The organism is Diaphorobacter ruginosibacter (assembly GCF_014395975.1).
Classification (GTDB): Bacteria; Pseudomonadota; Gammaproteobacteria; order Burkholderiales; family Burkholderiaceae_C; genus Diaphorobacter_A; species Diaphorobacter_A ruginosibacter.
Genome location: NZ_CP060714.1, coordinates 4576932 through 4589377, shown reverse-complemented (window position 1 = coordinate 4589377; position 12446 = coordinate 4576932). Strand labels below are relative to the sequence as shown.

At 65.5% G+C, this 12446-nt stretch carries 11 protein-coding genes; 4 read left to right on the top strand and 7 right to left on the bottom strand.

Annotated features, from left to right (window positions below; all coding sequences use genetic code 11):
- The first annotated feature begins 53 nt into the window (after window positions 1-53).
- The 3 genes from H9K76_RS20735 (at window position 54) to rtcA (ending at window position 4728) form a co-directional block, all read left to right on the top strand.
- Window positions 54-1631 (top strand): vWA domain-containing protein, encoded by a 1578-nt coding sequence (locus H9K76_RS20735; RefSeq protein ID WP_187597158.1) that lies wholly within the window; start codon window positions 54-56, stop codon window positions 1629-1631.
- Between the two features lie 683 nt (window positions 1632-2314).
- Window positions 2315-3550: an RtcB family protein gene (locus H9K76_RS20730; protein ID WP_187597157.1), complete on the top strand. Its 1236-nt coding sequence runs from the start codon at window positions 2315-2317 to the stop codon at window positions 3548-3550.
- A gap of 77 nt (window positions 3551-3627) precedes the next feature.
- Complete coding sequence (gene rtcA / locus H9K76_RS20725; protein WP_187597156.1) at window positions 3628-4728, top strand: RNA 3'-terminal phosphate cyclase; 1101 nt, start codon at window positions 3628-3630, stop codon at window positions 4726-4728.
- Here rtcA and H9K76_RS20720 read toward each other — a convergent pair.
- Genes H9K76_RS20720 through H9K76_RS20700 form a run of 5 tightly spaced genes read right to left on the bottom strand, consistent with a single transcriptional unit; the run spans window position 4688 to window position 8669 of the window.
- Window positions 4688-5317, bottom strand: coding sequence for a hypothetical protein (locus H9K76_RS20720; RefSeq protein WP_187597155.1), 630 nt, complete (start codon window positions 5315-5317; stop codon window positions 4688-4690). The two genes, rtcA and H9K76_RS20720, sit on opposite strands and share 41 nt — an antisense overlap.
- Before the next feature lie 11 nt (window positions 5318-5328).
- Window positions 5329-5847: a carboxymuconolactone decarboxylase family protein gene (locus H9K76_RS20715; RefSeq protein WP_187597154.1), complete on the bottom strand. Its 519-nt coding sequence runs from the start codon at window positions 5845-5847 to the stop codon at window positions 5329-5331.
- 22 nt (window positions 5848-5869) lie between these two features.
- Window positions 5870-6874 (bottom strand): Bug family tripartite tricarboxylate transporter substrate binding protein, encoded by a 1005-nt coding sequence (locus tag H9K76_RS20710; RefSeq protein ID WP_187597153.1) that lies wholly within the window; start codon window positions 6872-6874, stop codon window positions 5870-5872.
- A gap of 32 nt (window positions 6875-6906) precedes the next feature.
- Complete coding sequence (locus H9K76_RS20705) at window positions 6907-7740, bottom strand: SDR family NAD(P)-dependent oxidoreductase (RefSeq protein WP_187597152.1); 834 nt, start codon at window positions 7738-7740, stop codon at window positions 6907-6909.
- A 47-nt stretch (window positions 7741-7787) separates the two neighbouring features.
- Window positions 7788-8669 carry an amidohydrolase family protein gene (locus tag H9K76_RS20700; RefSeq protein WP_187597151.1) on the bottom strand — a complete coding sequence of 294 codons (882 nt, stop codon included), beginning with the start codon at window positions 8667-8669 and terminating at the stop codon, window positions 7788-7790.
- Between the two features lie 107 nt (window positions 8670-8776).
- On the opposite strand from H9K76_RS20700, the gene H9K76_RS20695 reads away from it, so the two are divergent.
- Entirely contained in the window at window positions 8777-9658 is an 882-nt protein-coding gene (locus tag H9K76_RS20695; protein ID WP_187597150.1) for a LysR family transcriptional regulator, read from the top strand.
- Window positions 9659-9679: 21 nt separating this feature from the next.
- Here H9K76_RS20695 and H9K76_RS20690 read toward each other — a convergent pair whose 3' ends face one another.
- Both H9K76_RS20690 and H9K76_RS20685 read right to left on the bottom strand, forming a co-directional pair.
- The gene (locus H9K76_RS20690; protein ID WP_246475180.1) at window positions 9680-11326 is read right to left on the bottom strand and encodes an acetolactate synthase large subunit; all 1647 of its coding nucleotides are present in this window, start codon (window positions 11324-11326) and stop codon (window positions 9680-9682) included.
- 107 nt (window positions 11327-11433) lie between these two features.
- Complete coding sequence (locus tag H9K76_RS20685; RefSeq protein ID WP_187597149.1) at window positions 11434-12414, bottom strand: Bug family tripartite tricarboxylate transporter substrate binding protein; 981 nt, start codon at window positions 12412-12414, stop codon at window positions 11434-11436.
- Window positions 12415-12446: the final 32 nt, after the last annotated feature.

Sequence of the window (12446 nt, the reverse complement as noted above, 5' to 3'; positions counted from 1 at the left end):
GTTGAACAACAGATCCGAGAAACAAGGAAAGCAAGGACGAAAGGAAAGTCATCATGGTCAACACGCAACTCTTCTCTACCCGCAACAGCGCAACACTGGCCCCGGCCAACACGCTGAACAACGCAGGTTCCGGCGCATATGCGTTCGAGCCGCGCCATCAGCTTGCGCAGATCGCGGTCACCGGTTGCCTGGGCCAGACTTTCTACGCCAGCGCTGAGGATCAGCTGGACCAGCTCGCCAACCTGGTGTTGACGGTGGATAACGAGTTCACCGCCAAGACTGCCGTCTATGCCCGCGAACGCGGCTACATGAAGGACATGCCTGCCACGCTGGCCGCCGCGCTCGCCGTGTGGAACACCGAGCTGCTTGCGCAGGTGTTCGGCCGCGTGATCGACAACGGCAAGATGCTGCGCAACTTCGTGCAGGTGGTGCGAAGCGGCGCCATGGGCCGCAAGTCGCTGGGAACGCGTCCCAAGAAGCTGGTGCAGAACTGGTTGCTGACGGCATCCGAGAAGCAATTGCTGAACGCCGCGGTAGGTAACACGCCTTCGCTCGCCGACGTGGTGAAGATGGTTCACCCCAAGCCTGCCGAGGCCTGGCGTGCCGCGTGGTTCGCATGGCTGATCGGAAAGCCCTTCAACGAGGCCGATCTGCCGCCCATCACGCAGGCGTTCGAACGCTTCAAGCGCGATAACGCCAAGGGCGTGGTTTCGCTCGACGTGCCCGACGTGCCCTTCCAGATGCTGACGGCCCTGGCCTTGTACAACAAGCAATGGGCGGAGATCGCCAGGAAGGGATCGTGGCAGATGGTTCGCCAGAATCTGAACACCTTCGCCCGCAACGAGGTGTTCAGGCTGCCCGGAATGACGGACGTGATCGCGCGCAAGCTGCGTGATGCGAACGCCATCGCCAGGGCCCGGGTGATGCCCTACCAGCTGCTGGCGGCCTACATGGCCACGGACGACCAGATACCTGCCGCCGTGCGCAACGCCTTGCAGGACGCGATGGAAATCGCGCTCTCCAACGTGCCGCGCTTCGAAGGCAACGTGGTGGTGTGCCCCGACGTGTCGGGCTCGATGAGCACCATCGTCACCGGGTATCGTGGATCGGCCTCGTCCAAGGTGCGCTGCATCGACGTGGCAGGCCTGATGGCGGCTGCGGTGCTGCGCAAGAACGGCGATGCACGTGTGCTGCCATTCGAGCAGGCGGTGGTGAAGCTCAAGCTGAACGGCCGGGATTCCGTGATGACCAATGCACAGAAGCTCGCGAAGATCGGTGGAGGCGGAACCAACTGCAGCGCGCCCCTGAAGCTGCTGGCCGACGAAAAGGCCAAGGTGGACCTGGTCATCATGGTCTCGGACAACGAGTCCTGGGTGGACGGAAACCGCCGCGGCGCCACGGCGACGATGCTGGAGTGGGAACGCATCAAGCAACGCAACCCCCGTGCGAAGCTGGTGTGCATCGACATCCAGCCCTATGGAACGACGCAGGCGATGGAGCGCGCCGACATCCTGAATGTGGGTGGCTTCAGCGACGCGGTGTTCGATGTGGTGGCCAGCTTCGCCCAAGGCAAGCTGGGTGCCGCCCACTGGGTGGGCGAGATCGAGAAGGTCGTGCTCACCGCGCAATGAGGGGTTGAGTGAACACTTGCTGCCGGCGAATGCCGATGGGACTACATCCAAATCTGTAACGTCTCATCCACTTCTTGTCGCCGGCGGCGGGTGTCCCAGCCCCCTCCTTGGAACAACGATCGGAAAGAAGGTTGGAAACGAGTTTGAAGCAAATGCGAATGCTTGCAGGACTACATTGGATGCCGAGGTTCGACTCCTCAGCCGGGCAACCGGACATGGCGATGTCTTGCTACCCCTTGTCGCGTGAGCTTCATTGCATATTGCCGAGTTTTGGAAGCCAGGCGTCGAATGCTGGTGGAACTACATTAATCCGGAGGTCGCGGGTTCGAATCCCGCACACCACCTTCAGCAGAGGGCGGCGTTGGCTCAGCCTGGCAGAGCACCGGAAAGCACATGTTTCACCGTCCCTTGTCGATGCCTGGCGGCCATTCACCTCAACAAGAAAAACTGCCGGATGCGACACATGGGCGTACCGGCCAGGATAAGAAGACCGAGAAAGACAGTTTTGAATGCCTTGCTGCGAATGCAGGTGGAATTACAGCTTTGGATGCTCGTGGTCGCGGGTTCGAATCCCGCCGGTCGAGAGACCGTAGCTCAGCCCGGTAGAGCACGAATATTTCACCCCTCCTTGTCGCGGCGGGGCATTCATCCCGACACAGTCGAACGAAGAAAGAGAACAGAAAATGTCTGACGATAAAGAACTGAACTACAACGTGGCACAAGTGCCCAACGGTGTCCCCATCAAGATGTGGACCAAGGGTGTGCCGGTGGAAGACGAGGCGCGCAACCAGCTGGTCAACACGTCGCGCCTGCCCATCGTGTTCAAGCACATCGCGGCGATGCCCGACGTGCACCTGGGAGTTGGCGCCACCATCGGCTCGGTGATTCCCACGATCAAGGCGATCATTCCGGCGGCCGTGGGTGTGGATATCGGATGCGGAATGATGGCCGCCAAGACCACGCTGCGCGCCACCGATCTGCCCGATAACCTCGCGCGGCTGCGCTCCGCGATCGAACGTGCGATTCCCCATGGCTTTGCACCGAAGCATCGCGGGCGCGACCCCGGTGCCTGGGATACACCGCCCGAAGCGGTGGACCAGGCGTGGGCTGGCCTGGTGGATGAATTCAACCAGTTGGCGGAACTGCATCCACGCCTGAAGAACACCAACAACCACAAGCATCTGGGAACGCTGGGTTCCGGAAACCACTTCGTGGAAGTCTGCCTGGACCAGAACGACTTCGTGTGGTTCATGCTGCACTCGGGTTCGCGTGGGGTGGGTAATGCCATCGGCAACCATTTCATCGAGCTGGCCAAGAAGGACGCGGAGCGCAACATGCGCAACCTGCCCGATAAGGATCTGGCGTATTTCGAGGAAGGCGCGCAGTACTTCGGAGACTACGTACGTGGTGTGTCCTGGGCACAGAAGTTCGCGATGAAGAACCGCGAAGTGATGATGACCAACCTGATCGCCGCCGTGCGCAAGGTGATCGCCAAGCCGTTCGAGTCGCATGTGGAAGCGGTGAATTGCCACCACAACTATGTGCAGAAGGAACACCACTTCGGTGAGGACGTGTTCGTGACCCGAAAAGGCGCGGTGAGCGCCAAGCGCGGCGAGATGGGAATCATCCCCGGAAGCATGGGCGCACGAAGCTACATCGTTCGCGGCCTTGGAAACCCTGAGAGCTTCGAGAGCTGCAGCCACGGCGCGGGCCGGGTGATGAGCCGGACCAAGGCGAAGAAGCTGTTCACCGTGGCCGACCAGATCAAGGCCACCGAGGGCGTGGAATGCCGGAAGGACGCGGACGTGATCGACGAGATCCCCATGGCCTACAAGGACATCGACGCGGTGATGGCCGCACAGCAGGACCTGGTGGAAGTGGTCCATACCCTGAAGCAGGTGGTCTGCGTGAAGGGTTGAAGCGGAGATGGTCTCAGAACGGCCTGCCCCTGCAGGCCGATGAACAAGCATATACAAAAGAAAGAGAGGACAAGACCATGGACCTCATCCACATAGACGGCTCCACCGGCGAGGGCGGTGGACAGATCCTGCGGACATCGCTGGCGCTCTCCATCGTTACCGGCCGGCCTTTCGTCCTGAACAACATTCGCGCCAGGCGCGCAAAGCCGGGCCTCATGCGCCAGCACCTGACCTGCGTGAACGCAGCATCGGAGATCTCGGGCGCACAGGCTGAAGGCGCCGAGCTCAACTCGCAGCGTCTGGCGTTCACGCCAGGCGCGCTGCGCTCCGGCGACTACGAATTCGTCATCGGCTCGGCGGGCAGCAGCACGCTGGTGCTGCAGACCATCTGGCCGGCACTGCTGTTCGGCGACGGCGTGAGCCGCGTCGTGATCAAGGGAGGTACCCACAACCCGATGGCGCCGCCCTTCCATTTTCTCGACCTGAGCTATGCGCCGCTGATGCGCCGCCTGGGCGCGCCCGTGCAACTCAGGCTCAAGCGGCATGGCTTCTACCCCGCTGGTGGAGGCGTGATCGAGGCCGAGATCAGCCCCGCCGCCGATACGCTCTCGCCCTTTGACCTGGTGGACCGTGGCGAGCGGCGCGCCAGCTATGCGGAATGCCTGTGCGCCGCCATCCCTCGCTCCATCGCGCGGCGTGAGCTGGAAGAGCTGCGCCAGCAGCTCCATTGGGACGAGACGCAGATGCGGCACGGCGACACGCGCCAGGACGAAGGCCCCGGCAACGCGCTCATGGCCATCCTGGAATACGCCAACGTCTGCGAGGTGTTCACGCGCCTGGGCGAGCGTGGCGTGAGCTCCGAGCAGGTCGCCCGCTCGCTCGCGGGCGAGGTGCGCAAGTACCTCGCCGCCGAGTCCGCCGTGGGCCCTTACCTGGGCGACCAATGGGCCCTGCCCCTGGCACTCGCCGTGCACCGCACAGGCCGCGCTGCGCGCTACACCTGCAGCCCGCTCACGCAGCATGCGCGCACGAACTTCGAGGTGATCGAGCAGTTCCTGCCGGTGCGCATCGACGTGATGCGCTCGGCTGGCGACGCAGGCTGCTACGAGGTGCTGGTGCGGCCCGGTGGAGCCAGCGCTATTTCAATTTCGCGAACATCGTCCGCTTCGTGTTCGTGAAATGCGGCCGCACCCGGGAGCTCCAGTCGGTGCCACGCACCGCGAGCCAGTCGGGGCAGCCCATGACGGCTTCGCCGACCAGGTCATAGCAGGCGAGCGACAGCGGACCGTGGTCCAGGTTGAGGTAGCGGTCGGCACGCACGGTGCCCTCCACGGAGGCAAGGCCCGGGAGGTGCTCCTCGTTGTACCAGCGGAACAGCTCTTCCCGCCAACCCTCCTCCGGGTCCATCTCGACGACGTAGTGGACGGGGGCATGCGAGGCGATCGATGGGCCGTCGCGGTGCAGCACGAGCTGCAGTCGGGAAAGCCGGCACCGTGCCAGGGAATCGCCGCCTTGCCGCAGCCTGCGCTCCGCTTCCCGCACGGCCGCGGCATCCAGCACGACGGCCTCATCGAAGACGAAGTACACATAGCTGCCCGCCGGCGATTGATGGGCCACGCGCAGCAGTCGGGGAGCCTGTGCGAAGCCCGCATCGCGCAGCGTCGACTCCGCATGGCGTGCCTCTTCCAGCGCCGATTCCGCCGATGTGAACGGCACTTGCAGCAGCAGGGCGTGCACCGTGGCCGGCGATGCGTCGTTCAAAACCATCTCTGCCATCTTCAATGCCCGATCTGGAACGCGTTGAGGAAGCGCGACACCATGTTGTATGCCCCCACCGTGGCGAAGAATTCCACCTGCTCCTGTTCGCTGAACTGTGCCGCCACACGGGCAAACAGGGGTTCCGGCACATCGGCACCGCGCGTCAGCGCATCGGTCGCCTCGATGGCCAGTTGCTGCGCGGCGTTCCAGTGTGCGCTCTGCGCCGTGCCCAGATGTCGCGTGGCATCGATGGCCTCCTGCGACACGCCGGCCTTGAGTGCATGGGGCACATGGGCCTCGAATTCATAGGCGGCGCTGTTGAGCATCGCGACACGCAGGATCACGAGTTCCCGGATGCCCGCATCGATGCTGCTGTAGTTGCGCACCGCCGACAGCATCTGCTCCCAGCCCCTGGCGATGGCCGGGCTGTGCAGCAGCACCTGGTACAGCGGGGAGATGCGGCCGCGTTCCGCCAGGATCTGCTGCTCTATCCCGACCAGTTCGCTGCGCGTGCCCGGAACAATGGGTTGGATTCTCATCGGAGTTCCCTTGTCATTCAATTCAATCAGGTGTGATGTTGTTGCGGCGGATGACCGCGGCCCATTTGGCTGTGTCCGCTGCCATCTGCCTGCTGAGCTCCTGCGGCGTGGAGCCGACGACTTCGGCGCCCGAGGCCTCGATCTTGGCCTTCACCTCGGGGGTGTTGAGTGCATCGTGAATGGCCCGGCTCAGCTTTGCCGTGATCTCCGCCGATGTGCCCTTGGGCGCGAACACCGCGTACCAGTTGTTCGAGTCCACGCCCTTGATGCCCAGCTCCTCGAACGTGGGCACGTTGGGATAGCGCGCATTGCGCCTGGATGCGGCAATGCCGAGGGGCTTGAGCTTGCCGCCGTCGATGCCGCCGACCAGCCCTGGAATATCGCCGAAGAAGCCGTCCACATGCCCCGCCATGACGTCCGAGATGGCCGGCGCTGCCCCCTTGTAGGGAACGTGCAGCAGGTTGGTTCCCGCGGATTCGTTGAGCAGCATCGCCGCGAGATGCGGCACGCTGCCGGTGCCGGACGATGCCATGGTCAGCGGCTTGTTCTTGCTGAGCCTGGCGGCATTGACGAAATCCACCGGGCTCTTGTAGCTGGCCTGCGGGTTGACCACCAGCATCTCCACGTTGTTGACGACCAGCGACACCGGCGCCAGGTCGGTCGCCGGCTTGTAGCCGAGCTTGGGATACAGGCCGGGATTGATCGAGACCGCGCCCACGCTGGTCAGCCACAGGGTCTTGCCGTCGGGCGTGGCGCGGATCACGGTATCGGCGGCGATCGCACCGTTCGCACCGGGCTTGTTTTCCACGATGACGTTGTGGCCGAGCTCCCTGGAGAGCTGCTGCGACAGGGTGCGCGCGATGAAGTCCACGGGCCCGCCTGGCGGGAAGGCCACCAGGATGCGGGTGAGGTCCGCCTGGGCAAACGCCCCGCCCGGGGCGAGCAGCGCGGCCCCCAGGATGGCCGAGGTCAGCGTCCGGCCCAGCGCGCGCCGGGCGGGTTGGAACGTGGTGGTGTTGCGATTCATGATGGTTTGTCTCCTGTGTGGATCGGTCCCTGTCAGCCGCAGCGCACGGTCATGCCGCCGTCCACCACGATTTCGGCTCCCGTGACGAACCGCGATTCGTCACTGGCGAGGAAGAGCGCCGCATTGGCGGTATCCCGGCCGTCGCCCATGAACGGCAGCGGGATGCGCGCCTGCCGCTGGGCCAGCAGCGCGGCAACGTCGCCTCCGGCGCGCTGGCCGGCCAGGCGCGTCTCGACCATGGGCGTGTGCAACTGGCCCGGCACGACCGTGTTGACGCGGATATTCTTCGGCGCGTATTCGACGGCCAGCACCCGCGAGAACTGGATCACACCGGCCTTGGTCGATGCGTAGGCGATCTGCGCCGCACCCGTCCAGCGCATACCCGATGTCGAGGAAATGTTGACGATGCTGCCCGCGCCCTGCGCCTCCATGAACGGCAGCACGTGCTTGCAGGTGAGGAACACGCTCTTGAGGTTGTAGTCCACCTGCGCATCCCACACGCTCTCCTCCATCTCCACCGGGCCGCCCTTGGCGGAGCCGCCCACGTTGTTCACGAGGATGTCGATGCGCCCCATGGCGGCATGGCACGCCCGGATGGAATCGCGGATCGAGGCATGCTCCATCACGTTGCAATGCCCTGCCATGAACGTGCCACCCGCGCTGCGGATGATGTCCCCGGTTTCCGCGAGCTTGGCGGGGTCGATATCGACGCCGAACACCGCTGCGCCCTCCTGCGCAAAGCGGATCGCCGTGGCGCGGCCATTGCCCCAGCCGGCGCCCACCGAGCCCGCGCCCGTGACGTAGGCCACCCTGCCGCCCAGGCGGCCCTGGCGGTTGACCGGGGTGTTTTCATCGAATACAGCCATGGCGGCGACCTTTCGTGGAATCGGGGGAACGAGGCAGGAGGGTGATATCAGAAGCGGTAGAGCCGCGCCGGGTTGTCCACCAGCAGCGCCTGGAGGTGCCGGGGATCGGACGTGAACCCGGCGAGCGCATCCACCAGCGCGCCGTCATCCGGAATGTGTGTGTGATTGGGGTGCGGCCAGTCCGTACCCCACAGCACGCGGTCGGGGACGTGGCTCACCAGCGCGCGTGCCAGTGCCACGCCCTGCGTGTAGGGTGGCGCGGCATCGATGCGGTCGATGCCGCTGACCTTCACGTAGAAGCGCGGGTCCTCCACCAGCCGCAGCAGGCCCTGGAAATCCCGGCCCTCCACGCCTTCGCGCGCATCGACGCGACCCATGTGGTCGATGACCACCTCGCAGGCGGACTGCCGGAGCACCAGCCCGAGCGTATGCACCAGCGCACTCTCGAAATGGATCTGCAGGTGCATGCCCAGGTCCGCGAGCACGGGCGTGAGCGCCACCACCTCCTCCACCGGCGTGCCGGTGCCCAGGTGCTTCATGAAGTTGAAGCGCACGGCCCGAAACCCTGCAGCGGCAAGGCGCGCCAGCTCGGCACGCCCCACTTCCACGGGCACCAGCGCCACGCCCAGGTAGTTGCCCGCGCCCGCGGCAATGGCGTCTTCCACCACTGTGTTGTCGTGCCCATGGCAGGCCGACTGCACGATCACGCAGCGCGTGACGCCCAGGTGGCGGTGCAGCGCAAAGAGCCTGTCCTTGCCCGCATCCGCCGGTGTGAAGCCGCGCACCGGGGCGTACGGAAACTCGCTCACCGGGCCGAACACGTGGACATGCGTGTCGCAGGTGTTCTCGGGCAGCGCGAAGCGCGGCCTCGACGGGGCCTGCATGTAGGTCTGCACGGGGGTCTGGAGGTCTGTGGCTGCGGTGGTCATCGTTCGGCTGGGGTTGCGATGCATGCAATTCGGATGAGGCGCATTGTGGAATCGCCTGCGTCCTGGAGATCTATAGAATCTCGATATCAGATATAGAGTTACTGCATATGGATTTGGTGCGCCTGCAATATTTCATGGCCGTGGCCAATGCACAGAGCTACAGCAAGGCCGCAGCGGCACTGAACCTGAGCCAGCCCACGCTGAGCCGCCAGGTGCAGCTGCTGGAGGCCGAGGTCGGGCAGCCGCTGCTTGAGCGCCATGGCCGGGGCGTGCGGCTCACGGAATCGGGAAAGGCCATGCTGGCGCATGCGCGCGCCATCAACACGGCCGTGGAGAACGCCAAGGCCGACATGGCCGAACGCCTGAGCAGCCCGCGCGGCAAGATCCGCGTGGGCCTGCCACCGCTGGTGGCGAGCCTGATCACGCCCGACCTGGTGCAGCAGTTCCTGCTCGCCTGCCCCGACGCATCGATCATCGTGGAGGAGAGCCTCAGCATCCGGCTGCGCGAATGGCTGGTTTCGGACCGGCTGGACGTGGCCGTGCTGTTCGATCCCACGCATACGGCGCAGATGCTGGTCGAGCCCCTCGTGCGCGAGCCACTGGTGCTGATCAGCACGCGCCCCCTGCCCGAGAGGGTGAAGGTGTCACAGCTGGTGGACTATCCGCTGGTGCTGCCCAGCCGCCCCCAGGCCTTGCGCGTGATCTTCGACGAGGCCGTGGAAGACCAGCAACTGCCGCTGCGCATCGTGGCCGAGGTGGACACCATCAAGATGGTGCTCTCGCTGGTGGCGCGCAACGTCGGCTGCTCGCTGGTGCCTGCCAGTGCCGTGAAGACCTGGCCCGCAGCGGAACCCGTGCACGTGGCGCAGGTCGTCCAGCCCGTGATCCGCAACCGCATCGTGCTGGCCACGCCGTCCGCGCGGCCAAACAACCGCCTGGTGAAGGCCGTCAACGGGATCATCAAGCAATTGATGAAGCGGCACTTCTGACGGTGGCGTACCGAGGGGCCTCTACAACACGGCCTCGATGAGGAACGGCCCCTTGCGCCCGAGCGCCGCGCGCACCGCATCGCCCAGCGCGGCGATGTGGGACACGCGCACCGCCTCCATGCCGCAGCCCCTGGCGATGGCGAGCCAATCGATGGCGGGGTTGTCCAGGTCGAGCATCCGGCTCGCGTTCCTGCCGGGCTCGCCCGCTCCCACGCTCTTGAACTCTCCCCGCAGGATCGCGTAGCTGCGGTTCGCGATGATGATGTTGAGCACGTCAAGCTGCTCGCGCGCCTGCGTCCACAGGCCCTGCAGCGTGTACATCCCGCTGCCGTCGGCCTGCATCAGCACCACCTTGCGATCGGGGCAGGCCACCGCCGCGCCGGTCGCCAGCGGAATGCCGTTGCCGATCGCACCGCCCGTGATCTGCAGGTAGTCGTGCGGCGCGGCCTGCATGGTGTAGCGGAAGAAATCGCGACCCGAGCTGACGGACTCGTCGCAGACGATGGCGTTGTCCGGAATCAGCTCGGCCATGGCCTGCGCGAAGGTCAGGGCGTTGATGGGCGTTGCGCTGCTCCAGCCGAGCTTGTCGGCCGCGGCCATGCTCGGCAGCGCAAGCAGCGATTCCGGCCTGCGTGCCGCCCCCACGGCCTCCGCCAGTTGCTCGAGGGCCTCCAGCGGGTCGCCGCCCGGCGGGCAGAGCGTGGTGATCTCGCAATCCGCCGGCAGCATGGACCCCGGCTTGCCCGGGTAGGCGAAGAACGCCACCGGCGCCTTCGCGCCGATCAGGATCGCGCGCTGGTACGGTGCGAGCAGCTTGACGGCGGCGTCCACGTTGTACGGAACACGCTCGATGGAAACACGGCCACGGCCGCGCTGCGCGCGTGCGTTGGATTGCTGCGCGATCAGGTGGGCGCCGGTCCGCTCGGCAATGGCCTGCGCGATCAGCAGCGCGTCTTCGCGCAACGCGCGGCCCGACAGCATGAGCAAGGTCTTGCCGTCGCCACGGTCCCGAAGGGCACGGACGCTCGCGCGCAAGGCGCTGGCGTCGAGCTCCAGCGCCTCGGGTGCGGGCGCATGCACGGGCGATGTCGACGTCTCGGACCATGCGGCATCTGCCGGCAGGATCAGCGTGCTCACGCCGCCGCCCAGCGTGGTCGACTGGTGGATGGCCTCGGCTGCCTGCCGCGCCACCTCGTTCGCATGGCGTGCGCGGCCCACCCATCGGGACATCGGACGTGCGAGCGATTCGATGTCGCTGGTGAGCGGGGCATCGTGGTGCAGGTGATAGCTCGCGTGGTCACCCACGATGTTCACCATCGGCGTGTTCGCGCGCCTCGCGTTGTGCATGTTGGCCAGCGCATTGGCAAGGCCCGGGCCGGTGTGCAGCAGCGTGCACGCGGGCTTGTCCGCCATGCGCGCGTAGCCGTCGGCCGCGCCGGTCACCACACCTTCGAACAGGCCGAGGATGCAGCGCATCTGCGGCTTGCGGTCGAGCGCCGCGACGAAGTGCATCTCGGACGTTCCGGGGTTGGCGAAACAGACGTCCACGCCGTTCGCCAGAAGGGTATCCACCAGCACGTCCGCGCCGTTGTTGGCGGTGCTGCCAAGGCTGCTGGTATTGCTGCTGTTGTGTCCGTTGTCGTTGTCCTGTGCCATTGTTGAATCCATGGTGATGCGATCGGGCGGACCTGCAAGGGCGGTGCCGCCATGCGTTGAGTCGATGAAAGGGCCGCAGCGGCCTGGCCTGCCGCGGACGCGTAAAGGGTGGCAGGAACCTACTTGTCCACCACGATATGGTTGTCCTCGATGACTTTCCTCCACACCTTGCTGTTGGCGGCGATGAGCTTCTGCATGTCGCCGCGCATCGCGTCGCCGGGCTCTGCACCCATCGACACCACCTTGGCGCGGTAGTCCGCGTTGTCGAGCACCTTCCTGCTGGCAGCGGTCAGCCTGTCCACGACGGGTGCGGGAACACCCTTGGGCACCATCAAGCCAAACCAGCTGTAGGAAACCATGTCCGGATAGCCGCTTTCACGGAAGGTGGGGACATCGGGCGACGACGGAATGCGCTCGGCCGTGCTCACCGCGATGCCGCGGATCTTGCCTCCCTCCAGCTGCTTCATCATCGAGGGGTACTGGTCGATCAGCACGGTGACCTGTCCGCCCAGCACGGCGGGCAGGAACTCGGACACGCCCTTGAAGGGCACGTGCATCCACTCGAAGCCGGCCGTCGTGGCCAGCAGGGCCCCATTGAGATGGTTGGACGAACCCACGCCGGGCGTGGCGTACGACAGCGTGCCGGGGTCCTTCTTCGCCTGCGCGACCAGATCCTTCACGGTCCTGATCGGGGACTCCGCCCGCACGCCGAACACCAGCCCCATGCGGCCCATCACGGCGATCTGCTCGAAGTCGGACTGCAGGTTGTAGGGCAAGGTCTTGTACAGGTGTGGAGACACCTCGAACGTGCCCGCGTTCGACTGCCCCAGCGTGTAGCCATCGGGCACCGCCTTGGCGGTGAGCGACGTGCCCAACTGGCCTGCCGCGCCGGGCTTGTTCTCCACCACGATGGGCTGGCCCAGTTCGCGGCCGAGGAACTCGCAGAAGTTGCGCGCCATGAGATCCGCCGTGCCCCCGGCCGGATACGGCACGATCATCTTGACGGGACGGCTCGGGTAGTCATCGGCCGCATGCGCCGGCGCGGCGCCGAACACCGGCAGGGTCAGGAACAAAACGCTGGAAAAAACACGCTTCCACATCGACTGTCTCCTTGTTGCATGGCGGCTGGCGG